The sequence below is a fragment of the Bacteroides ndongoniae genome (assembly GCF_900108345.1).
Taxonomy (GTDB): Bacteria; Bacteroidota; Bacteroidia; order Bacteroidales; family Bacteroidaceae; genus Bacteroides; species Bacteroides ndongoniae.
On the sequence record NZ_FNVV01000014.1, the window covers coordinates 372,708 to 397,521 of the forward strand.

The 24,814-nt window shown below is 40.3% G+C and carries 21 protein-coding genes; 19 read left to right on the plus strand and 2 right to left on the minus strand.

The annotated features are described in order from the left end of the window. The first annotated feature begins 77 nt into the window (after positions 1-77). The 17 genes from rpmB to BQ5591_RS12520 all read left to right on the plus strand — a co-directional run bounded on the left by rpmB (position 78) and on the right by BQ5591_RS12520 (position 15,114). Positions 78-338: a 50S ribosomal protein L28 gene (gene rpmB, locus BQ5591_RS12445; protein WP_022162718.1), complete on the plus strand. Its 261-nt coding sequence runs from the start codon at positions 78-80 to the stop codon at positions 336-338. Between the two features lie 22 nt (positions 339-360). Continuing rightward, entirely contained in the window at positions 361-549 is a 189-nt protein-coding gene (gene rpmG, locus BQ5591_RS12450) for a 50S ribosomal protein L33 (RefSeq protein ID WP_022162717.1), read from the plus strand. A gap of 13 nt (positions 550-562) precedes the next feature. Next, complete coding sequence (locus BQ5591_RS20900; protein WP_005777897.1) at positions 563-721, plus strand: DUF4295 domain-containing protein; 159 nt, start codon at positions 563-565, stop codon at positions 719-721. Between the two features lie 166 nt (positions 722-887). Beyond that, positions 888-1,847 carry a signal recognition particle-docking protein FtsY gene (gene ftsY / locus BQ5591_RS12455; protein ID WP_022162716.1) on the plus strand — a complete coding sequence of 320 codons (960 nt, stop codon included), beginning with the start codon at positions 888-890 and terminating at the stop codon, positions 1,845-1,847. Next, the gene (gene rimO / locus BQ5591_RS12460; protein WP_022162715.1) at positions 1,844-3,142 is read left to right on the plus strand and encodes a 30S ribosomal protein S12 methylthiotransferase RimO; all 1,299 of its coding nucleotides are present in this window, start codon (positions 1,844-1,846) and stop codon (positions 3,140-3,142) included. The genes ftsY and rimO overlap by 4 nt, the downstream gene beginning before the upstream one ends. Before the next feature lie 49 nt (positions 3,143-3,191). Next, positions 3,192-3,464, plus strand: coding sequence for an HU family DNA-binding protein (locus tag BQ5591_RS12465; protein ID WP_022162714.1), 273 nt, complete (start codon positions 3,192-3,194; stop codon positions 3,462-3,464). A gap of 22 nt (positions 3,465-3,486) precedes the next feature. Further along, a complete protein-coding gene (locus BQ5591_RS12470) occupies positions 3,487-4,686 on the plus strand; it encodes an HU family DNA-binding protein (RefSeq protein WP_071149617.1) in 1,200 nt (399 codons plus the stop codon). Between the two features lie 196 nt (positions 4,687-4,882). Then, positions 4,883-5,878, plus strand: a complete 996-nt coding sequence (locus BQ5591_RS12475) for an AAA family ATPase (protein ID WP_071149618.1) — start codon at positions 4,883-4,885, stop codon at positions 5,876-5,878. Between the two features lie 54 nt (positions 5,879-5,932). Beyond that, positions 5,933-6,802: a DUF58 domain-containing protein gene (locus BQ5591_RS12480; protein ID WP_022162711.1), complete on the plus strand. Its 870-nt coding sequence runs from the start codon at positions 5,933-5,935 to the stop codon at positions 6,800-6,802. A gap of 7 nt (positions 6,803-6,809) precedes the next feature. Next, a complete protein-coding gene (locus tag BQ5591_RS12485; RefSeq protein ID WP_071149619.1) occupies positions 6,810-7,874 on the plus strand; it encodes a hypothetical protein in 1,065 nt (354 codons plus the stop codon). 49 nt (positions 7,875-7,923) lie between these two features. Next, positions 7,924-8,907, plus strand: a complete 984-nt coding sequence (locus BQ5591_RS12490) for a vWA domain-containing protein (protein ID WP_022162709.1) — start codon at positions 7,924-7,926, stop codon at positions 8,905-8,907. 54 nt (positions 8,908-8,961) lie between these two features. Next, complete coding sequence (locus BQ5591_RS12495) at positions 8,962-9,990, plus strand: vWA domain-containing protein (protein WP_022162708.1); 1,029 nt, start codon at positions 8,962-8,964, stop codon at positions 9,988-9,990. Further along, positions 9,987-10,709 carry a tetratricopeptide repeat protein gene (locus BQ5591_RS12500; RefSeq protein ID WP_071149620.1) on the plus strand — a complete coding sequence of 241 codons (723 nt, stop codon included), beginning with the start codon at positions 9,987-9,989 and terminating at the stop codon, positions 10,707-10,709. Before BQ5591_RS12495 ends, BQ5591_RS12500 begins: the two co-directional genes overlap by 4 nt. A gap of 17 nt (positions 10,710-10,726) precedes the next feature. Next, positions 10,727-12,550 (plus strand): BatD family protein, encoded by a 1,824-nt coding sequence (locus tag BQ5591_RS12505; RefSeq protein ID WP_071149621.1) that lies wholly within the window; start codon positions 10,727-10,729, stop codon positions 12,548-12,550. Positions 12,551-12,567: 17 nt separating this feature from the next. Further along, positions 12,568-13,404: a tetratricopeptide repeat protein gene (locus BQ5591_RS12510; RefSeq protein WP_022162705.1), complete on the plus strand. Its 837-nt coding sequence runs from the start codon at positions 12,568-12,570 to the stop codon at positions 13,402-13,404. Positions 13,405-13,561: 157 nt separating this feature from the next. After that, a complete protein-coding gene (locus BQ5591_RS12515; RefSeq protein ID WP_022162704.1) occupies positions 13,562-13,846 on the plus strand; it encodes a hypothetical protein in 285 nt (94 codons plus the stop codon). A gap of 140 nt (positions 13,847-13,986) precedes the next feature. Further along, the gene (locus tag BQ5591_RS12520; protein ID WP_071149622.1) at positions 13,987-15,114 is read left to right on the plus strand and encodes a universal stress protein; all 1,128 of its coding nucleotides are present in this window, start codon (positions 13,987-13,989) and stop codon (positions 15,112-15,114) included. Positions 15,115-15,342: 228 nt separating this feature from the next. Here the strand turns inward: BQ5591_RS12520 and BQ5591_RS12525 are convergent, their stop codons facing one another. Continuing rightward, positions 15,343-16,677 (minus strand): tetratricopeptide repeat protein, encoded by a 1,335-nt coding sequence (locus tag BQ5591_RS12525; protein WP_071149623.1) that lies wholly within the window; start codon positions 16,675-16,677, stop codon positions 15,343-15,345. Further along, positions 16,661-19,249 (minus strand): DNA gyrase subunit A, encoded by a 2,589-nt coding sequence (gyrA, locus tag BQ5591_RS12530; protein WP_071149624.1) that lies wholly within the window; start codon positions 19,247-19,249, stop codon positions 16,661-16,663. Before gyrA ends, BQ5591_RS12525 begins: the two co-directional genes overlap by 17 nt. 795 nt (positions 19,250-20,044) lie before the next feature. Between gyrA and BQ5591_RS12540 the strand changes: the two genes are divergently transcribed. Together BQ5591_RS12540 and htpG are read left to right on the plus strand one after the other, a co-directional pair. Continuing rightward, a complete protein-coding gene (locus tag BQ5591_RS12540; RefSeq protein WP_071149625.1) occupies positions 20,045-22,579 on the plus strand; it encodes an ATP-dependent Clp protease ATP-binding subunit in 2,535 nt (844 codons plus the stop codon). Positions 22,580-22,688: 109 nt separating this feature from the next. Beyond that, complete coding sequence (htpG, locus tag BQ5591_RS12545; protein WP_071149626.1) at positions 22,689-24,737, plus strand: molecular chaperone HtpG; 2,049 nt, start codon at positions 22,689-22,691, stop codon at positions 24,735-24,737. The last annotated feature ends 77 nt before the right edge of the window (positions 24,738-24,814 follow it).

Below are 24,814 nucleotides of genomic sequence, written 5' to 3' on the forward strand. Positions count from 1 at the left end.
TTTTGTAACGATAAAAGTGCTTACTTTGCGCTCTGTTTGAAATAAGCAAGATAAAAACTATAAAAATAGAGATAGAAATGTCGAAGATTTGTCAAATTACCGGAAAGAAAGCCATGATTGGCAACAATGTTTCACACTCAAAAAGAAGAACTAAAAGAACTTTTGACGTGAACTTGTTTAACAAAAAGTTCTATTATGTAGAACAAGATTGTTGGATCAGCCTTAGTATTTGTGCTAACGGGCTGCGTATTATTAATAAAAAAGGATTGGATGCTGCTTTGACCGAAGCTGTTGCTAAGGGATATTGCGATTGGAAAAGCATCAAGGTTATTGGCTAAAAAGTAAGAGGAGATACTGATTATGGCAAAGAAAACAAAAGGTAACAGAGTGCAAGTAATTTTGGAATGCACAGAGCAGAAGGATAGCGGTATGCCGGGTACTTCTCGCTATATTACAACAAAAAATAGAAAGAATACTACTGAAAGATTGGAGTTGAAAAAATATAACCCCATTCTGAAAAGAGTAACAGTTCATAAGGAAATTAAATAAAATAGTATAATCCATGGCAAAGAAAACAGTAGCAAGTTTGCACGAAGGTTCTAAAGAAGGTCGTGCTTATACGAAAGTTATTAAGATGGTGAAGTCTCCGAAGACGGGTGCTTACATCTTTGATGAACAAATGGTTCCTAACGAGAAAGTACAGGATTTCTTTAAGAAATAAGTATAAGAGTGCTTAGTTTTGTTGGAGCGCTGATAAAGAATAAAAATCCTCTCATTGATTTTTTCGATGAGAGGATTTCTTTTTTTAAAAAAGGGTGGAAGTGTTTATTATTTGTCAGTTTTATTATATCTTTGTAGCATAATGTTGTCGTACAAATATTTAAATTATGGGATTTTTTAGTTTTTTCTCAAAGGAAAAGAAAGAAACCTTGGATAAGGGTTTGTCTAAAACCAAAGAAAGTGTGTTTGGAAAAATAGCCCGTGCTGTGGCTGGAAAATCAAAGGTTGATGATGAAGTTTTAGATAATCTGGAAGAAGTTCTGATAACATCGGATGTGGGAGTGGAAACTACGTTGAAGATTATAGAACGTATTGAGAAGCGTGCTGCAACCGATAAATATATGAATGCGACAGAATTGAACCATATTTTGCGCGATGAAATTGCAGCTTTGCTGACAGAAAATAATTCGGATGATGTGGACGACTTCGAAGCTCCTATTTCGAATAAGCCATATGTTATTATGGTAGTAGGAGTAAACGGAGTGGGTAAGACTACGACAATTGGAAAATTGGCTTATCAGTTTAAAAAAGCTGGTAAAACTGTATATCTCGGGGCTGCTGATACATTTAGAGCTGCTGCTGTAGAACAACTGGTGATCTGGGGAGAACGTGTGGGAGTGCCTGTCGTCAAACAAAAAATGGGTGCCGATCCGGCTTCAGTTGCTTTTGATACACTTAGTTCTGCCGTTGCCAATCATGCAGATGTGGTGATTATTGATACGGCAGGACGTCTTCATAACAAAGTTGGTTTGATGAATGAATTGACCAAGATAAAGAATGTTATGAAAAAAGTTGTTGCTGATGCTCCGAATGAAGTCTTATTGGTTTTGGACGGATCTACAGGACAAAATGCTTTTGAACAGGCCAAGCAATTTACATTGGCTACTGAGGTAACTGCTATGGCTGTTACAAAGTTGGATGGTACAGCTAAGGGTGGTGTTGTTATTGGTATTTCAGATCAGTTTAAAATCCCCGTAAAATATATTGGATTAGGAGAAGGTATGGAAGATTTGCAGGTTTTCCGTAAAAAGGAATTTGTAGATTCTTTGTTTGGAGGAAATGCATGAGACGGAAAACAATAGATATTATTACGTTAGGATGTTCTAAAAACCTGGTGGATTCGGAACATTTAATGCGTCAGTTAGAAGCTGTTGGTTATAAGGTTACTCATGATGCCGAACATCCGAAGGGGCAGATTGCTGTTATTAATACGTGCGGCTTTATTGGCGATGCAAAGGAAGAGTCTATCAATATGATTCTTGAATTTGCCCAAGCCAAAGAGCAGGGAGACCTTGAACGGTTGTATGTTATGGGATGTCTTTCGGAACGTTATCTGAAAGAACTTTCTGTGGAAATTCCACAAGTAGATAAGTTCTATGGTAAATTTGACTGGAAAAATTTGCTTGCTGATTTAGGGAAGGTGTATCATGAAGAGTTGCGGAATGAGCGAACCCTTACAACCCCGAAACATTATGCATATCTGAAAATCTCTGAAGGATGTGATCGTAAGTGCTCATATTGTGCAATACCTATAATAACAGGACGTCATGTATCACGTCCGATGGAAGAAATATTGGACGAAGTTAAATATCTTGTAGCAAAAGGAGTGAAGGAATTACAGATAATTGCTCAGGAATTGACGTATTATGGGGTTGATTTGTACAAAAAGCAAATGCTTCCTGAATTGATTGAGCGTATTGCAGAGATTGACGGTGTCGAATGGATCCGTCTGCATTATGCATATCCGGCTCATTTCCCTAAGGAACTGTTTAGGGTTATGCGTGAACATGATAATGTCTGTAAATATATGGATATTGCTTTGCAGCATATTAGCGATAATATGTTGGAAAAGATGCGGCGTCATGTTACAAAAGAAGATACTTATAAGTTAATAGAAGAATTTAGAAAAGAAGTGCCTGGCATTCACTTGCGTACGACACTTATGGTCGGGCATCCAGGAGAAACGGAAGCGGATTTTGAAGAACTGAAGGATTTTGTCCGTAAGGCTCGTTTTGACAGAATGGGGGCTTTTGCCTATTCGGAAGAAGAAGGGACATATTCGGCTGCGAATTATGAGGATTCCATTCCACAGGAAGTGAAGGAAAAACGTTTGGACGAACTGATGGCTATTCAGCAGGGAATATCTGCAGAGTTGAGTGCAGCCAAAGTCGGGCAAATAATGAAGGTTATAATCGATCGCATTGAAGGTGATTATTATATAGGAAGAACGGAATTTGATTCACCTGAAGTGGATCCGGAGGTTTTGATTGAAAAGCAAGATAGAGAATTAGAAATCGGATGTTTTTATAATGTTCGTATTTTAAGCTCAGATGATTTTGACCTTTTTGGAGAAATTGTTTAGGGTATAAGTGGGTGTGGATATTATTATGTGATATTTAAAAGTAGAAGCTTTGAATAATAAAGAGTTTGTAACAGAATTGTCTTCTAGACTGGGATATACATTAAAAGATACTTCGGAATTGGTATCTTCGCTGTTATCGTCAATGTCACAACAGTGGCAGGAGGGAAATGTTATTTCTATACAAGGCTTCGGTACATTTGAAGTAAAAAAGAAAATAGAACGTATTTCTGTGAATCCTGTAACTAAACAACGTATGTTGATACCTCCCAAGCTGATATTGACTTACAAACCAAGTTCTTCTTTAAAGGATAAATTCAAATAATAATTCCCTTCTATCATAAAATATGTCGGATAAACTGAATATACAGGATTTGATTGATCTGCTGGCTGAAAAACATAGTATGAACAGATCGGATGCAGAAAGTTTTGTGAGGGAGTTTTTTGCTTTGATTGAAGAATCTTTGGAGAAAGATAAATATGTGAAAATAAGGGGATTGGGAACCTTTAAATTGATAAATGTAGAAAGTCGGGAAAGCATCAATATTAATACGGGTGAACGTTTTGAGATTCTGGGGCATGCCAAAATATCATTTACTCCTGAAACCTTGCTAAAGGAGGCTATTAATAAACCTTTTGCTCATTTTGAATCGGTTTTATTGAATGACAATGTGGTGTTTGATGATATGTCTGCGACAGACAGTAGTACAGATGATGATGACAATGAGAGTAAAACGGTAACAGAGGATTCTGTTATGCAATGTCAGGAGGAGGAGACTGCAACTGTGGTTTCAACTAATAATATTTCTGAACCAGAAAGAACGTTGGTGGAATCGGAGGAAGAAAATCATTCAATAAGTATAGAACAAACAGAATTGCCTGAAGAAGAGAAGATGCCTGTGGAGGAAGAGGACATAGAGGAAAATATTGAAAATCTGAAAAACGAGACCTCTTCTGAACATCAAGAAGGAGGAGGTACGGCGTTTATGAAGTATTTGGTGAGCACGGCTATTATTGTTGTATTAATATGTATAGCTGTTGTGGGGGCGATGTACTGGCCAGACCTGATGCAACATAAAGAAAATGAGGCAAGAATATCGGATAGAGATACAATTCGGGTAGAGGATACGGATAAAAATAAGTCTCAGTTAGATTCTACGACTTCGGTTGTCTTAGGAAATAATGAAGATTGCAGAAAAGCTATTGCTGATACAATCAAAGCAACAACTCAGGACACAGTTAATTCGGAAACATTAAAAAAGAAGGTTGCGCCGAAGGCTTCATCTACACCTCAAAAAGATGTAAAGAAGGCTGTTAAAGCCTCTAAAGACTTGTTTATTCCAGATTCTACAGATTATGAGATTGTTGGTACAAAAGCCACTTATACGATGAAAGAGGGGGAAACATTAACAAAAATATCCCTGCGATTCTACGGGACAAAAGCTTTATGGCCTTATATAGTGAAATATAATCGGGAACTTATTAAGAATCCGGACAACGTGCCTTCGGGAGTAACAATAAAAATACCAGATTTGATCAGGAAATAGTAAAAAAGTGCTGTTTTTTTGTGTTAAATACTAAACTCTATGAAAGTAGTTTAATCTGAAGACTGCACAATGCTTTTTTAATAAAAATTAATTGGTATGGTTGATTTATTCCCGTACTTTTGAAAGCGGAAAGAAAAATACCGGTTGATTCCGGATTATAATGAATGAATGTGAAAATATAAAAATAGCTTAATTTATGACTGGAACAGTTGATATTCGCGAGTTGAACGAGCGAATTGAAAGACAAAGTGCTTTCATTACTAATCTTACTACGGGTATGGACCAAGTGATTGTTGGTCAGAAACATTTGATAGAGTCATTGTTAATAGGTTTGTTGTCTGATGGACATGTATTGTTGGAAGGTGTCCCTGGACTTGCAAAAACTTTGGCCATAAAGACATTGGCTTCTTTGATTGATGCCCAATATAGCCGTATTCAGTTTACGCCAGACTTATTGCCGGCGGATGTAATCGGTACCATGGTATATAGCCAGAAAGATGAAGCTTTCCAAGTTAAAAAAGGTCCGGTATTTGCTAATTTTGTATTGGCTGATGAAATTAACCGTGCACCAGCCAAAGTGCAAAGTGCCTTGTTGGAAGCAATGCAGGAACGTCAAGTTACTATAGGTAAGGATACATTTAGACTGCCAGAGCCTTTTTTGGTGCTTGCAACACAGAATCCTATAGAACAGGAAGGTACTTATCCATTGCCTGAAGCTCAGGTAGACCGTTTTATGCTGAAAGTGATTATTGATTATCCAAAACTGGAGGAAGAAAAATTAATAATCCGTCAGAATATTAGTAGGGATAAAGTTTCTGTTAAACCTATTCTGAAGGCGGAAGAAATAATCGAGGCACGTAAAGTAGTGCGTCAGGTATATCTGGATGAGAAAATCGAAAAATATATTGTAGACATTGTCTTTGCTACACGTTATCCTGAGAAATATGATTTGAAGGAATTGAAAGAAATGATTGGTTTTGGTGGCTCTCCGCGTGCTTCTATTAATTTGGCATTGGCTGCAAGAAGTTATGCCTTTATTAAGCGCCGTGGATATGTGATTCCTGAGGATGTACGTGCTGTAGCACATGATGTATTGCGTCACCGTATAGGATTGACTTATGAAGCAGAGGCAAGTAATTTAACATCGGATGAGATTGTAAGCAAGATCTTGAATAAAGTAGAAGTACCCTAATGAATGTAACAGGTATTATGCTTTAGAAAGAAAATGATTGTTTAGATTGGATCAATGGAAACAACAGATATATTAAAGAAAGTTCGTCAGATTGAAATCAAGACCCGAGGATTGTCCAATAATATCTTTGCAGGCCAGTATCATTCGGCTTTTAAAGGTAGAGGTATGGCCTTTTCGGAAGTCCGTGAATATCAGTTTGGTGACGATATTCGCGACATCGATTGGAATGTTACTGCTCGTTTCAATAAACCTTTTGTGAAGGTTTTTGAAGAAGAGCGTGAACTTACAGTGATGTTGTTGGTTGATGTTTCCGGAAGTTTGGAATTTGGTACGGTAAAGCAAATGAAGAAAGATATGGTAACAGAAATAGCTGCAACTTTGGCTTTCTCAGCCATACAAAATAATGATAAAATTGGAGTCATTTTCTTTTCGGATCAGATAGAAAAATTTATCCCTCCTAAAAAGGGACGTAAGCATATACTTTACATCATTCGTGAACTGATAGATTTTCATGCCGAAAGTAGAAGAACTAATATCAGGCTTGGGTTGGAATATCTGACAAATGTGATGAAACGTCGTTGCACAGCTTTTATCCTATCTGATTTTATTGATCAGGAGAGTTTTAGAAATGCAATGACAATTGCTAACCGGAAGCATGATGTGGTAGCTATACAAGTGTATGATAAACGTGTTGAAGAATTACCGGCGATAGGAATGATGAAAATAAAGGATGCAGAAACCGGACATGAACAATGGATTGATACTTCTTCGCGTGCGGTTCGCCGTGCTCATCATGACTGGTGGGTAAATAGGCAGGCTGAACTGAATGAAACATTTACTAAAAGCAATGTGGACAACGTGTCAGTGCGGACTGATCAGGATTATGTCAAGGCATTGATGAGTTTATTCGCAAAACGAAATTGATCGGGAAATGAGAAAAATTATATTTCTGATAACGCTGTTAGGACTGTTGACTGGCAGAATGGCAGCTCAGTCGGTGACGGTAGATGCCAAAATAGATTCTTTGCAGATTCTTATAGGAGAGCAGACTAAAATCACTTTAGAGGTTTCGACGGATGCCGATAAACGTGCGATTTTTCCAGTTTATACAGATACAATTGTAAAAGGAGTTGAAATTATAGACATAGCTAAACCGGATACTCAATATCTGAATGACAGGAAACGTTTGTTGATAAAGCAGGAATATACCATTACTTCTTTTGATTCCGCTCTTTATTATTTGCCTCCAATGCAGGTTTTGGTTGACAATAAACCGTACCTGTCAAAAGCATTGGCTTTGAAAGTATATTCCGTTCCATTGGATACATTACGTTTTTATGGTCCGAAGCCTGTAATGGCTGCACCTTTTGTTTGGAAAGACTGGTATGGAGTTATGGCATGTGGTATTTTGCTGATTCCGTTCGGTTTTCTCCTTGTATACTTAATTATGCGAATTTTTGATAATAAACCAATTATTCGAAAAGTGAAGGTAGAGCCTAAATTGCCTCCACATCAGTTGGCTTTGCAAGAGATTGAACGAATCAAGGCCGAGAAGGTTTGGCAGAAAGGTATGCAGAAGGAGTATTATACAGAGTTGACAGATGCACTTCGTGGATATATAAAAGATCGTTTTGGATTTAATGCACTGGAAATGACTTCTTCGGAAATCATTGCTAAATTATTGGAAGTTAATGATAAGGATGCAATTGCAGATTTGCGCTCTTTATTTGAAACAGCTGATTTGGTGAAATTTGCCAAGCATAATCCGTTAATGAATGAAAACGATGCAAATCTGATTAATGCTATAGATTTTATTAATGAAACAAAGGTTCAGGAGGATGATAATGCTAAGCCGCAACCTACAGAGATTACGGTTATTGAGAAACGCTCATTGCGTATGAAAATATTGCTTGGCGTCGGAATTGTAATATTGTCGATTGCTGTTATTGCTTCATTAATATATATAGGTACAGAATTGTATTCATATTTTGCATGAAGATCATTGTAGAGGTTGAATTTTGTAATTTGTAAAAGTTATAAGTATCATGGTTTTTGCCAATATTGAATATTTATTTTTATTGATACTGATTATACCTTATGTGTTATGGTATATTATGAAGAGGAAGAAATCTGAGGCTACGCTTCAGATTTCAGATGCTCGTGTCTATGCTCATACACCTAAGAGTTATAAGAATTATTTGTTGCACGTTCCATTTGTGCTTCGGATCATTTCTTTGGTATTGATTATTCTTGTTTTAGCACGTCCACAAACAACTAATAGTTGGCAAAATAGTGAAATAGAGGGTATCGATATAATGTTGGCTATTGATGTGTCTACCAGTATGTTGGCTGAAGACCTGAAGCCGAATCGCCTAGAAGCAGCAAAAGATGTAGCTGCTGAATTCATTAACGGACGTCCTAATGACAATATCGGTATAACTTTGTTCGCAGGTGAGAGTTTTACACAATGCCCGTTGACGGTTGATCATGCAGTGTTGCTAAATTTGATCAAGGATGTGAAATGTGGGCTTATAGAGGATGGAACGGCAGTCGGAATGGGAATTGCCAATGCGGTTACTCGCTTGAAAGACAGCAAGGCAAAATCAAAAGTAGTTATATTGTTGACGGATGGAACAAATAATAGAGGAGAAATTTCTCCGTTGACTGCTGCTGAAATAGCAAAAAGTTTTGGAATTAGGGTTTATACCATCGGTGTAGGTACTAATGGAATGGCACCTTATCCTTATCCGGTAGGAGGAACAGTGCAATATGTGAATATGCCTGTAGAAATTGATGAAAAGACATTGACGCAAATTGCCGGAACAACCGATGGTAACTATTTTCGCGCAACGAGTAATTCAAAGTTGAAGGAAGTATATGAAGAAATCGATAAGTTGGAGAAGACAAAACTTAATGTAAAAGAGTATAGTAAACGACAAGAAGAATACCGCTGGTTTGCGTTGGCAGCTTTCTTATGTGTATTATTGGAGGTACTGTTAAGAAATACCATTCTAAAGAAAATTCCATAGGTTTGTTTTTGGGATGTGTATTTTGTATGTTGTAGAATTTAAATCTTAGTAAAAATGTTTCGATTTGAAGAGCCTGCATATTTATATTTACTGTTATTGTTGCCTGTTTTAGCACTGCTTTATTGGTATTCCAATTATAGGAGAAGACGAGCTATACGTAAATTTGGTGATCCAGAACTGATGGCAATGTTGATGCCAGATGTCTCAAAGTATCGTCCAGATGTGAAATTCGGAATAATATGGCTTGTGGTAGCTTTATTTTCTTTGTTATTGGCACGCCCGCAGTTTGGTTCAAAACTTGAAACGGTAAAACGGCAGGGAGTAGAAGTAATGATTGCGTTGGACATATCTAATTCGATGTTGGCTCAAGATGTGCAGCCTAGTCGTTTGGCTAAAGCAAAGCGATTGGTTGCTCAGTTGGTTGATAAAATGGAAAATGACAAAGTTGGTATGATTGTTTTTGCGGGAGATGCTTTTACACAGCTGCCTATTACCAGCGATTATATTTCTGCAAAAATGTTTTTGGAATCTATCGACCCGTCATTGATATCGAAGCAAGGAACAGCTATTGGTGCTGCCATAAACTTGGCTACGCGTAGTTTTACTCCGCAAGAAGGAGTTGGGCGTGCGGTAATTGTGATTACAGATGGTGAAAACCATGAAGGAGGTGCTGTGGAAGCTGCGACAGAAGCTGCCAAAAAAGGAATTCAGGTAAATGTGCTTGGTGTAGGATTGCCTGATGGAGCACCAATACCTATGGAGGGTACCAATGATTATCGTAAAGACCGTGAAGGTAATGTGATTGTGACACGTCTCAATGAAGCAATGTGCCAGGAAATCGCAAAAGCAGGAAATGGACTTTATGTACGTGTTGATAATACCAACAATGCACAAAAGGCTATTGGACAGGAAATTAATAAAATGGCTAAGGCTGATGTCGAGACTCAAGTTTACACAGAATTTAATGAGCAGTTTCAGGCTGTAGCGTGGTTTATATTGATATTATTATTGGTTGAAATGTTGATTTTGGAACGTAAAAATCCATTGTTCCGAAATATTCATCTATTTTCAAATAAGAAATGATTATTATGTTACAGAAAAGATGCATAGGGCTAGTTCTGATGATGTTTGCAGCTATATTTTCTGCTTCAGCCCAAAAAGCTGAACGTGATTATATACGTAAAGGAAATCGGGCTTTTAAAGACAGTGTATTTGTTGATGCTGAAGTAAATTATAGAAAAGCGTTGGAAGTAAATCCAAAATCTTCTATATCAATGTATAATTTGGGAAATACGTTGGTCAGACAAAATAAGGTGCAGGAGGCTATGGAACAGTATAGTGCTGCTGCAAAAATAGAAAAGGATAAATCAAAACTGGCCTATATATTTCATAATATAGGGGATATCTTTCAGACACAAAAAGATTATGCAAAAGCAGTGGAAGCTTATAAAGAATCATTGCGCAATAATCCCAAAGATGATGAAACTCGTTATAATCTGGCTTTAGCACAGAAACTATTAAAAGACCAAGAGCAAAATCAGCAGAATCAGGACCAAAATCAAGATCAAAATAAGGAACAAGAGAAAAAGGAACAGGAAAAGAAAGATCAGGAGAATAAGCAGGATCAACAGAATAATCAACAACAGCAACCTCCACAGTCACAGAAACAAAATGAACAGATGTCTAAAGAAAATGCAGAACAATTATTGAAGTCTGTGATGCAGGACGAGAAAGATGTTCAGGACAAAGTAAAGAAGCAGCAACAAGTCATCCAAGGAGGACGTTTAGAGAAAGATTGGTAATAAAAAAGAGATGATATATGAGAAAATTTGTTTTTATATGGATAGCTTTAATGGCTGTTTTTGTACATACTGCTATTGCCGATGACAAAATTACTTTTTCGGCATCAGCACCGGAGGCAGTGGCTGTAGGAGACCAATTTAGGCTATCTTATACAGTGAATACACAAGATGTAAGAGATTTCCGGGTGCCTTCTATTAAGGATTTCGAAGTACTTATGGGACCGAGCCGTTCTTATAGCATGCAGAGCATTAACGGGAAAAGAAGTGAAAATCTGACTTTTACTTATATATTAATGGCGAATAAGGAAGGTACATTCACTATTCCAGGTGCTTCTATTACCGCAGGGGGCAACCAAATGATTTCTAATTCTGTAAAAGTCAAGGTTTTGCCAGCTGATCAGCAGTCATCTTCTGGAAATCAAAGTAGAGGTGGTAGATCTGGACAGGCATCTTCCGGCTCTTCTGTTTCAAAGGATGATTTAATTATAACGGCTACGGCCAGTAAAGTGAATGTGTATGAGCAGGAAGCCTTTTTGCTGACTTATAAAATATATACATTAGTTGATTTACGTGGCTTTGATAATGTAAAACTGCCAGATTTTAAAGGCTTTCATTCCCAAGAAGTAGAATTGCCCAACGATCGCCGATGGAGTTTGGAACATTATAAAGGCCGGAATTATCAGACAACTGTTTATCGTCAGTTTGTACTTTTCCCCCAACAATCTGGTAAATTGACGATAGAACCGGCTCGTTTTGATGCATCAATAGCTAAAGCAGTGCAGGTGAACGATCCGTTTGAAGCATTTTTGAATGGGGGTAGCAACTATGTAGAAGTGAAGAAAACGCTGATAACACCTCAAGTAACGATTAATGCAAAGCCTCTGCCTTCGGGTAAACCTGAAGGTTTTTCTGGCGGGGTAGGTGAATTTAGTATTTCTTCTTCTATCAATGAAACCAAATTGAAGACTAATGATGCCGTTACCTTAAAAGTGGTTATTTCTGGAACGGGAAATCTGAAATTGCTTTCTACTCCAGAAGTGAAATTTCCTGAAGATTTTGAGGTCTATGATCCGAAGGTTGAAAATAATTTCCGTTTGACTAATGCCGGACTGTCTGGAAGTCAGGTTATTGAATATTTGGCTATTCCGCGTAATGCGGGTACTTTTAAGATTCCATCTATAAAGTTTAGTTATTTTGATATTCATTCTCAGTCTTATAAAGTGTTGACTACGGATGAATATACGTTACAAGTTGAGAAGGGAGCTGGTAATGCGGCACAGACGATAGCTAACTTTACCAATAAGGAAGACTTGAAAGTTTTGAATGAAGATATTCGTTTTATCAAGCAGAACGATGTTGTATTAACTCCAAAAGGAGATTTCTTCTTTGGTTCAATGGGATATTATTTGTTCTATTTGGTACCGGGAATAGCATTTATAGTATTCTTTATTGTGTATCGTAAGCAAATAGCTGCTAATGCCAATGTAGCTAAAATGCGTACCAAGAAGGCAAATAAAGTAGCTGTAAAACGAATGAAGCTGGCAGGTAAGTTATTGCAGGAGAATAAGAAAGAGGATTTCTATGATGAGGTTTTAAAGGCACTTTGGGGTTATATAAGTGATAAGTTGAGTATTCCTGTATCGCGTTTGTCAAAAGATAATATAGAGGAAGAACTTCGTAAGTATGGTGTTGATGATACTCTGATAAAAGACTTTTTAGATGCATTGAATGATTGTGAGTTTGCACGTTTTGCCCCAGGAAGTGATAATCAAGCAATGGATAAGGTCTATACTGCATCTTTGAACGTGATTACCAAAATGGAAAATTCAATTAAACATTAATCAAGGAGGAAAGAGTAATGAAAAAGATCTTGTTTTTTGCCTTTAACTTATTAATTGCAATGTCTTTATGGGCAGAAGAAATTTCCTTGGATTCAATACAGTCAGGGAAAGATTCTGTTTCAATAGGATCGCATACCGAATTTTCTACAGAAAAGAGCGGTAAAAACATAACCAAATCAGGAGGTGATAGTGCCTATATCAAGAATGATTATAAATCAGCCATTCAGATATACGAAGCGCTTTTGGAAAAAGGAGAAGCGGCTGAGGTATATTATAATTTAGGTAACTGCTATTATAAGACCAATGATATTGCAAAGTCTATATTAAATTATGAGCGTGCTTTGTTACTTGATCCAGGAAATACAGATATACGTGTGAATTTGGAAATGGCTCGTGCTAAGACTGTTGATAAAATAACTCCCATTCCTGATATTTTCTTTGTTGCTTGGATTAAGTCATTGATTAATTGTTTAAGTGTGGATGCATGGGCCAAATGCGGTATATTATTCTTTATACTTTTTTTGGTTGCTGTTGCTCTTTTCTTTTTCTCAAAACAGGCAAGTCTGAAAAAGGGAGGATTTATTGGCGGTATTGTATTTTTAATATTAGTGGTATTAAGTAATGTTTTTGCATCTCAGCAAAAGGCTGTACTAGTGAATCGTAATGCGGCTATTGTCCTTGTGCCAAGTGTCACAGTACGAAGTACTCCCAGTGAAAGTGGAACAAGCTTATTTATCCTCCATGAAGGTAGTAAGGTAGAACTTAAAGACAATTCTATGCGTGAATGGAAGGAAATACGTTTGGAGGATGGTAAAGTAGGATGGGTACCTACTTCTTCTATTGAAGTTATTTAATTTTTTGAGAAATAAACTTGAGGAATAGTTCGTGTAGGAGAAAGCTTACACGAACTATTTTTTTGCAAAAAGATAGGGATTTTGTTTGTTTTCTCTTATTTTTTCCTTAAGTTTATACCGCGATATTAAATAAAACAGAGTATTAACCATTAAATTTATGAATATGAGAACAATAACATTTAATGAACTTCGTAAAATAAAAGACTCATTGCCCAATGGCAGTATGCATCGTATTGCAGATGAATTAGGATTGAATGTTGATACGGTGCGTAATTTCTTTGGAGGACATAATTTTAAAGAAGGAAAAAGTGTAGGTATTCATTTAGAGCCGGGTCCTGATGGTGGTTTAGTGATGATTGATGATACAACGGTTTTGGATCGAGCTTTAAAGATTCTAGATGAAATAGCTAATAATAGTAATTCAACACCAGAGGAATCTTGAATCTGCGAGTAGAGATTTGTTAATCATTAGTTTTTAGAAGCACAAATTTCACGGATTTTTGCGGAATAGTATTTCCGTGAAATCGTTATCTATGAAATTTGTGCTTTTTGTTCTTTTATTTTCAATAAAATACTTGAATTATGGAGGATAAGTTAGTAACATTAGCTATTTTGACATACGCAAAGGCCCAAATACTAAAAACTATTTTAGAAGATGAAGGTATTGAAACCTATATACATAATGTCAATCAGATACAACCTGTTATTTCTTCTGGAGTACGTGTGCGTATAAAAGAAAGCGATTTGCCTCATGCTTTGAAAATTATAGAAAGTTCAGCTTGGCTATCAGAAGATGTAGTAGGAGGGAAGGTTTCTCAGACTAAATCTACAAGCAATAAAGTCTTAATACCGGTAGATTTCTCAGGGTATTCGATGAAAGCCTGTGAATTTGGCTTTAATTATGCTCAAAATACAGGTGCAGAGGTTGTTTTATTGCATGTGTATTTTACACCTATTTATTCAACATCATTACCGTATGGCGATATATTCAATTATCAGCTTTCAGATGATGAAAATGTAAAAACAATCTTGCAAAAGGTACATGCAGAGCTTAATGGCTTATTGGATAAGGTAAAAGAGAAGATTGCTTCTGGACAATTTCCAAATGTCAAGTATATGTGCGTGCTTCGTGAGGGTATTCCAGAGGAAGAGATCTTACGTTATGTGAAGGATTGCTGTCCGCGTATTGTTATTATGGGTACACGAGGTAAGAATCAAAAGGATTTGGATTTAATAGGTAGTGTAACGGCTGAAGTTATTGAACGGAGCCGGGTGCCGGTTTTAGCTATTCCAGAAAATACTCCTTTCCGACAATTCTCTGAAGTTAAGCACATTGCATTTATTACAAATTTTGATCAACGTGACTTAATAGCTTTTGATTCTTTGATTGCTAGTTTTAAATCCTTCCGGTTTTCTGTTTCGTTAATTCATCTTTCTGGGATTAAGGACACTTGGGATGAAATTAAGTTAGGAGGGATTAAAGAATATTTTCATAAGCAATATCCTCAACTAGACATTCATTATGATGTTGTACAGGATGATGATTTATTAAATAATCTGGAGCAGTATATCGAAAAGGAAAATATTGATATTATTGCTTTGACGTCGTATAGACGTAACATATTTTATAGGCTTTTTAATCCGAGTATTGCACGGAAAATGATTTTTCATTCAGATACACCAATGTTGGTTCTTACTAATAGATCCTAATAACATTTGTTGCAAGCTTTTTTCTAGGCAATAAGGCGTGTGAAATGATAGAAAGGGGATTGCTTTCAATTCTATATTAAACATAATACTGATATTAAAGTTTAATATTCCGTGTATAATGTGCCACTTTTAAGTATGTAAATACAAGAATCTAGAGTATTATTAAAAATATAGCCCAAGAAAATATTTCCTGGGCTATATTGTATGATTGTTATTTCAATTCTATGATTACGGCATCATATCTTCGATTTCTTTGAATTCCGGTCCCATATCCAAGTTATAGTATACGCGATACAAACCGTTCAACCATAAGTCTTTTTGGTCGGGTTTCAAAGCTCTTGCTTTTTCGTAGCAAGGTCTTGCTTTTTCATAGAATGTTTTCAGTGTTTCCTGATCTTCTTTGTATTTCGGATCGTTAACATCTGTAGTTGTCTTTTCTGAGAAGTCTTGAGCTTGCAGACAGTAAATCAGACCTAAATTAGAATATGCTTCTGCATAATTAGGATCTACTTCTACTGTTTTTTGGTAGTATTCGATTCCTTTATTCAGGGCATCGCTAGCTTCTTGATCTTTTTTCTGCTCTTTGAGGACATTGTACATATTATGATACAAATACCCTTTCACATACAGATAGAATGTATTATTAGGATCTTTAGCCAACATTTCATCTGCAAATTGCATTGCTTCATCGTACTTGTTATGACTGCTGTAATAATCAATCAAATGGCCGAAAAAGAACGGATGATCAGGATATTTTTGTATACCTTCTTTCAGTGATGCTACCCATTTTACAGTATCTCCTTGAGCTTTCAAAGCTGTAGAAATGAACTCCATAGCATATTTACCTACTTCTTTGTCATCCTGAGCATACGGTGCATATTTTAATACGCTCGGATAATCTTCGTTCTTTGTTGCAGCCAAACTTGCATAATATGCGATTTGCGGCAGAACGGTATCTGTCTGAAGAAGGTTTTCTTTTTCAAACATCGGACTAGCTGCAATATCAATATAGGTAGCAAAGAAATCTAATGCTTTTTGATTGTATTCCTTTGCTTCAGCTCCTTCTTTTCCTGTTGCCATGTTGAAGTATTGAATACCACCATTGATCAGGTTGTTTCTTTCAGTCAACATAGTAGCGGCATTCGATTTTCTATACTTGTTCTTGATCTTTCCTTTTTCGTTAGGAATCTGAGCAAGTTCGTCGCATTTGAAGAAGTATCTGCACATATTCAATGCGCTATTGTAGATTTGGAGTGTGTCGTATGGCTTTCTCAAATAGGCATTCTCCATTTCTTTTTCACTTCTCCGGCGTTGGATGAATCCAGCAACGTTCCATGTTTCGGGATCGTCTTTGGTTTCCGGATTGGTCAAAGCTCCCTGAATCAGCTGTTCAGCTTTAGCAAAATCGGGGTTTGTTCCATTAGCGATGCTTTTGGCTTCTTTCACGGCTTTTTCCTGTGCGAAAGCTGAGCCAGCGGCAAGCAATAAAACCACTGAAAATAAAACTTTTTTCATGATTGTAGAAAAATTAAAATTAATATTATGTCTATTCTTCATTTTCATCGGTTGTTGGTTCGTTATCGTTTTGCTCCTCCTGAAGACCGTTTCCAAAAAGATCTCCATTATTAGCTATTCCGTTTTCCTCTATATTTTCACCTTCCAGCGTTTCTGCTACGTTGGTTTCTTCACTTTCGGAAGTAACCTTACATACCGAACCTATCTCGTCGTTGCGTTTTTCGAGGTTAATCAGACGGACTCCTTGTGTGGCACGTCCCATGATACGTACATCGGCGACTTTCAGACGAATAGTGATACCGGATTTGTTGATAATCATCAGGTCGTTTTCATCAGTTACCGACTTGATAGCTACCAGCTTACCAGTCTTTTCGGTGATGTTCAGTGTTTTTACACCTTTTCCTCCACGGTTGGTCTTGCGGTAGTCTTCGATATCGGAGCGCTTGCCGTAACCTTGTTCGGATACTACCATAATGGTTTCTTCTTCCGGGTTCTTGATGCAAATCATACCGATAACTTCGTCCTGGCCGTCTTCATCAAGCGTGATGCCTCGTACGCCAGTAGCTGTACGTCCCATGACTCTGACTGCACTTTCGTGGAAGCGGATAGCACGTCCGTTACGGTTGGCTATGATAATTTCGTTGTTGCCATTGGTCATACGTACTTCGATGACGCGGTCGTCTTCGCGAATGGTGATGGCATTGACACCGTTCTGACGCGGACGCGAATATTGTTCGAGCAACGTCTTCTTGATGACACCTTTCTTGGTGCAGAACAGCACGTAATGACTGTTTATAAACTCCTGATCGTTCAGGTTCTTGACACGCAGGTATGCATTTACCGCATCGTCGGCATCGATGTTCAGCAAGTTCTGGATGGCGCGACCCTTGGAATTCTTCGTTCCTTCGGGGATTTCGTACACTTTCAGCCAATAGCACTTACCTTTTTGGGTAAAGAACATCATGGTGTTGTGCATCGTAGCCGGATAGATGTGCTCTACAAAGTCTTCGTCGCGGGTTTCTGTTCCCTTGGAACCTACCCCACCGCGGTTTTGTGCACGGAATTCGCTCAATGGTGTACGTTTGATGTAGCCCAAGTGCGAGATGGTGATAATCATCGAATCGTCGGCATAGAAGTCTTCAGGATTGAATTCTTCGGACGAGTAAACGATCTCTGAACGTCGTTCGTCACCGTATTTCTCTTTAACTTCGAGCAATTCATCTTTGATAACTTTGCGGCATAGCTCGTCGTTTACGAGGATTTCTTCCAGATAGGCTATCTGTTTCTTGATTTCTTCGTATTCGGCGTGGAGCTGGTCTTGCATAAGTCCGGTCAGCTGACGCAGACGCATTTCGACGATAGCTCGGCTCTGAATTTCAGTCAGTTGGAAGCGATCCATCAATCCTGTGATGGCATCAGCCGGGGTTTTGGCAGCACGGATAATGCGGATTACTTCGTCGATGTTGTCCGAAGCAATGATCAGACCTTCCAGGATGTGTGCGCGTTCTTTGGATTTGCGCAGGTCGTATTGTGTACGGCGTATAACTACCTCGTGGCGATGCTCGATGAAGTACTTGATAAGGTCTTTCAGGTTGAGCAGGCGCGGGCGTCCGTGAACAAGTGCTACGTTGTTTACTCCGAACGAGGTCTGCAGCTGAGTCATCTTGTACAACTTGTTCAGTACTACGCTGGCATTGGCGTCGCGTTTCACATCGATGACGATGCGCATGCCTTCGCGGTCGGATTCGTCGTTGGCGTTGGAGATGCCGTCTATTTTCTTTTCGTTGGCCAGGTCGGCAATCGATTTGATGAGTTCGGCTTTGTTTACTCCGTAAGGAATTTCGGTTACAACGATTTTATCGTGAGTCGAGCCGGTTTCTATCTCAGCTTTGGCACGCATAACTACGCGTCCGCGTCCGGTTAAGTAGGCTTCGCGTACGCCGCTCATGCCGTAGATGTATCCGCCAGTAGGGAAATCGGGGGCTTTGACGTAGTTCATCAGCTCTTCGATTTCGATGTCGTTGTTGTCAATGTAAGCCACGCAAGCATCGATTACTTCCGACAGGTTGTGGGTAGGCATATTGGTTGCCATACCTACGGCGATACCCGACGCACCATTCACCAGCAAGTTAGGAATGCGTGTAGGCATGACGGTAGGTTCCTGCAAGGAGTCGTCGAAGTTGTTCTGCATGTCGACAGTTTCCTTGTCGATGTCCTGCATCATGTCTTCGCCGATCTTCTGAAGGCGGCATTCGGTGTAACGCATAGCTGCTGCGCTGTCGCCGTCTACCGAACCGTAGTTTCCTTGTCCGTCTACCAGCATGTAGCGCATGGCCCACGGCTGTGCCATACGGACGAGTGCTCCGTATACGGACGAGTCACCGTGCGGGTGATACTTTCCTAATACTTCGCCCACGACTCTGGCCGATTTCTTATAAGGTTTGTCTGATGTATTTCCTAAGCCCATCATACCGAAAAGAATTCTTCGGTGAACGGGCTTAAAACCGTCTCTAACATCCGGAAGGGCACGCGAAACAATGACCGACATGGAGTAGTCAATGTACGATGACTTCATTTCCTCCTCGATGTTAATCTTTATAATTCTGTCTTGTTCAAGCATTTAAAAAGATTATTAATTATACATTGCGTGGTTTGTGAAAAACCACGCTAAAGTACTGCTTTTTTACGACATACGAAAACATTTCGAAAAGAAAGTTTCGGCGAGAAAGTTGGCAGGAAGCAAGCGGAGTGAATATTACTATATAAATAAAGGTATACTCCACTCTTCGAAAAAGGAATCTGTCCGTTAGCAAAATGACACTTTGCTTTTCTGACTGCCTGAGAATCGCGTATTTCGGACGGATGTTGGGAGTGATGGAAAAAATGAAGCGGTAAACGTCTTACTATCTTGTATTCAGTGGAATAGCGAAATGTTTACATTTGAAATAGAAGAGAATTAGACCGAAAACGGTGTTTTCGGAGGGTTTTCTTATTCGTTTGAGGGTTTTCTTCCCTCTTTTGCTCGACGAAAGTGCCTCTTTGCGGTGAGAAAGTCGATGTTTGGGTGCGCCAAAAGCAATGTTTTTCTGTCCGAAAAGTAATGTTATCCTTTGCAAGAAGCAATCTGAAGCCGGCTTACATACGTTTTTCTCCTCTGCGAGGATGCTTTTCCTCTTCTTTTTCATTCTATTTGGCGAGTTATGAATAATACTCATGATGGCTAAAGTAGAAAATCTGTGCCCAAATGAAACCGATTCTTTCGTTTTGGTGACACCTTGTCTGGTGGTTCTCCGTGAGACTGTTTGTCACACAATTCTTGGCATGAGATTTGTAGAATATTAAGCAACGGCGATGTGCACACGCTAAAAATGTGTATCTTTGCCCCGGATATAACCTAATATAAAGGAGATAATCAATGAACAGTCAATTTTCACAAAGAGTTTCAGACGTACTGACTTATAGCAAAGAAGAAGCCAATCGGCTGGGAAACAGCATCATCGGACCCGAACATCTGCTGCTCGGCATCTTGCGTGACGGCGGCGGAAAGGCTGTAGAAGTGCTGGAGAAACTCGATGCAAATCTGAATCAAATCAAGAAGCGTCTCGAAGACGAACTGAGAGATGTCGAAGACGATAATTTGCTGTCCGAAGGCGATATGTCCTTTTCGCCCACAGCAACACGCATACTTAAGATGAGTATGCTCGAAGCCCGTCTGCTGAAAAGCGAACAGGCCGATACGGAGCACTTGTTGCTGGCTATCCTGAAAGACGAGAGCAACATGGCTGCGACGGTGCTTAATGACGACTATGTAAGCTACCAGTCAGTATACGAAGTGCTTACTAAGAAGTCGACCAACCCTAATGCGGGTATGGGCTTTACCGAAGACGACGATGATGAGGAAGAAATGGACATGCCCCGTTCCGGACAAGACAACGGTCGCAATGCAGGTAGTTCGTCGTCGACGGCGCAAACCACGGCACGGAAGTCGGCTAACGATACTCCCGTACTCGATAATTTTGGTACGGACATTACCCGTGCTGCCGCCGAAGGCAAACTCGATCCCGTCGTAGGTCGTGAGCGCGAGATTGAACGTCTGGCCCAGATTTTAAGCCGTCGTAAGAAAAACAATCCCGTGCTGATAGGCGAGCCAGGTGTGGGCAAGTCGGCCATTGTCGAAGGTCTGGCGTTGCGCATCAATCAGAAGAAGGTGTCGCGTGTCCTCTTCGATAAGCGTGTCGTTATGCTCGACATGTCTAGCGTGGTGGCCGGTACCAAATACCGCGGTCAGTTTGAAGAGCGCATCCGTTCCATTATCAACGAGTTGCAGAAGAATCCGGATGTCATCCTCTTCATCGACGAGATCCACACCATTGTCGGTGCGGGAGCTGCCGCAGGAAGCATGGATGCCGCCAATATGCTGAAGCCGGCACTGGCTCGTGGCGAGATACAGTGCATCGGCGCTACTACGTTGGACGAATACCGCAAGAGCATCGAGAAAGACGGAGCTTTGGAGCGTCGTTTCCAGAAAGTAATGGTAGAGCCTACCACAGCCGAGGAAACCCTTCAGATATTGAAGAACATCAAGGATAAGTACGAAGACCATCACAACGTCACCTATACTGACGAAGCCTTGGAAGCATGTGTCAAGTTGACAGCCCGCTATATCAGCGACCGCAATTTCCCTGACAAGGCCATCGATGCCCTCGATGAAGCCGGTTCGCGTGTGCATCTGACCAATATCAACGCTCCAAAGGAGATTGAAGAACAGGAAAAACTGATAGAAGAAGCCCGAATACAGAAAGGCGAAGCCGTGAAGTCGCAGAACTTTGAGCTGGCTGCCAGCTATCGCGATCGCGAGAAAGAGCTTTCGGCTCAACTGGAGTCGATGAAAGCCGACTGGGAAGCTCATCTGAAAGATCACCGTCAGACGGTGGGCGAAGAAGAGATAGCCAACGTCGTGTCAATGATGTCGGGCGTGCCCGTGCAACGTATGGCGCAGGCCGAAGGATTGAAACTGGCTGGTATGAAGGAAGCTCTTCAGTCGAAAGTCATTGCGCAAGACGTCGCCATCGACAAACTGGTGAAGGCTATCCTGCGTAGCCGTGTAGGCCTGAAAGATCCTAACCGTCCCATTGGTACCTTCATGTTCCTAGGACCTACAGGTGTGGGTAAAACTCACTTGGCCAAGCAGTTGGCACGTTATATGTTCGGCTCGGACGATGCACTGATACGTATCGACATGAGCGAATATATGGAGAAGTATACCGTGTCGCGCATGATTGGTGCCGCTCCCGGATATGTAGGCTACGAGGAAGGCGGGCAGCTGACCGAAAAGGTGCGTCGCAAACCCTACTCCATCATCCTGCTGGATGAAATCGAGAAGGCACATCCCGATGTGTTCAATATTCTGTTGCAAGTGCTCGACGAAGGGCGCTTGACCGATAACGTAGGCCGTACGATCGACTTCAAGAATACCGTTATCATCCTGACTTCCAACATTGGAACCCGTCAGCTGAAGGAGTTTGGCCGTGGTGTCGGATTTGCCGCACAGAATCGTACAGACGATAAGGAATACTCACGTGGCGTTATTCAGAAGGCGTTGAACAAGACCTTCTCGCCCGAGTTCCTGAACCGTCTTGACGAGATTATAACTTTCGACCAACTGTCGCTCGATGCCATCACACGCATCGTAGATATAGAGCTGAAGGGCCTCTACGAACGGTTGGAAGCCATTGGATACCACCTTGACGTGGACGACGAAGCCAAGAAATTCCTGGCCAAGAAAGGCTACGACGTACAGTTCGGAGCCCGTCCGTTGAAGCGTGCCATTCAGACTTATCTGGAAGACAGTTTGTCCGAGCTGATTGTTTCGGGCGAAGCACAGACTGGTGATACTATCCGTGTCACATGGGATGCCGGCAAAGATGAGCTGAAGATGCAAAAGGCTTGACAGAATTTCTATCTCATACAGACAAAATGTCAGTTCCTGCGGGACTGGCATTTTTTTTGTTTTCATTTGGGCAAAGAATAAAAAGTAAAACCTAAAATATCCTATTATTATGCAGAAAGGAAACATTGGGGTAACAACCGAAAACATATTCCCCGTTATTAAAAAGTTCTTGTACAGCGATCACGAGATATTCTTGCGTGAATTAGTATCCAATGCGGTAGATGCTACCCAAAAGCTGAAAACCCTCGCATCCATCGGCGAGTATAAAGGCGAACTGGGCGATTTGACCATTCACGTCACACTGGGTAAAGATACTATTACCGTATCCGACCGTGGTTTGGGACTTACTGCCGAAGAGATAGACAAGTATATCAATCAGATAGCTTTTTCAGGAGCCAACGACTTCCTGGAGAAATACAAGAACGACGCCAATGCCATCATCGGTCATTTCGGATTGGGTTTCTATTCAGCTTTCATGGTAGCCAAGAAGGTAGAAATCATCACCAAGTCGTGCAAGGAAGGAGCTCAGGCAGTGAAGTGGACTTGCGACGGAAGTCCTGAGTTTACCATTGAAGATTGCGACAAGGCCGACCGTGGTACCGACATCGTGCTCTATATCGACGATGATTGCAAGGAATTCCTCGAAGAGTCACGCATCTCCACCCTGCTGAAGAAATACTGTAGCTTCTTGCCCGTACCCGTTGCTTTTGGCAAAAAGAAAGAATGGAAAGACGGCAAGCAGGTAGAAACTGCCGAGGATAACATTATCAACGAGACTACTCCGCTGTGGACGCGTAAGCCCAGCGAACTGAAGGACGAAGATTATAAGGCGTTCTATCGCGATCTTTATCCGATGTCCGATGAACCGTTGTTCTGGATTCACCTGAATGTAGACTATCCGTTCCATCTGACCGGTGTGCTCTACTTCCCGAAGGTAAAGAGCAATATCGAACTGACTAAGAATAAGATACAGCTCTACTGCAATCAGGTGTATGTAACCGATTCTGTCGAAGGCATCGTGCCCGACTTCCTGACTCTGCTTCATGGTGTGCTCGATTCTCCGGATATTCCGTTGAACGTATCGCGTTCGTATCTGCAGAGCGATTCCAATGTGAAGAAGATTTCTACCTATATCACCAAGAAGGTATCCGACCGTCTGCAATCTATCTTCAAGAACGACCGCAAGCAGTTCGAAGAAAAGTGGAACGATCTGAAGATCTTCATCAACTACGGTATGCTGACTCAGGAAGATTTCTACGACAGAGCCAAAGATTTCGCCCTTTTCATCGATACCGATTCCAAGTACTATACGTTCGATGAGTATAAGACGTTGATCAAAGACAATCAGACAGACAAGGACGGCAATCTGATCTATCTGTATGCCAACAACAAGGACGAGCAATACAGCTACATTGAAGCCGCTAAGAACAAAGGCTATAATGTGCTACTGATGGACGGTCAGTTGGACATTGCCGTAGTAGGTATGTTGGAGCAAAAACTGGAAAAAGCACGCTTTACCCGTGTAGACAGCGACGTGATTGACAATCTGATTGTGAAGGAAGACAAGAAAGCCGAAGTGCTCGAAGGAGCTAAGCAGGAGGCTCTTGCACACTTGTTCAAGAGTCAGCTGCCTACGATTGAGAAGGCTGACTTCCACGTTTCCGCTCAGGCGTTGGGCGAAAATGTAGCACCGGTGATGATCACACAGAGCGAATATATGCGCCGTATGAAGGAAATGGCTAATATCCAAGCTGGAATGAGTTTCTATGGAGAAATGCCAGACATGTTCAATCTGGTGCTCAATGCTGATCATCCGCTGGTTAAGGAAGTGTTGGCTGGTGAAGAAGCTGCCTGTGGTGCAGAAATCGCTTCGCTTCAGAAGGAAATGGACGAAGTTCATAACCGCCGGACAGAGTTGAAGAAAGCTCAGGAAGGTAAGAAGGACGAGGAAATTCCTACAGCAGAGAAAGACGAAGTGAACGAACTCGATAAAAAGTGGGAAGAACTGAAGAAGCAGAAAGAGAATATTTGGGCCGGATATGCTTCAACGAACAAAGTTATCCGCCAGCTTATCGATTTGGCTTTGCTTCAGAATGGTATGCTGAAAGGTGCTTCGCTGAACGACTTTGTCAAGAGAAGCCTGGAACTCATTAAGTAATCATTCTTTTTCTACCAGATATATGGAGGATGTGTTTCCTATGGAAATGCATCCTCTTTTTTGTGTATGGAGTTTGC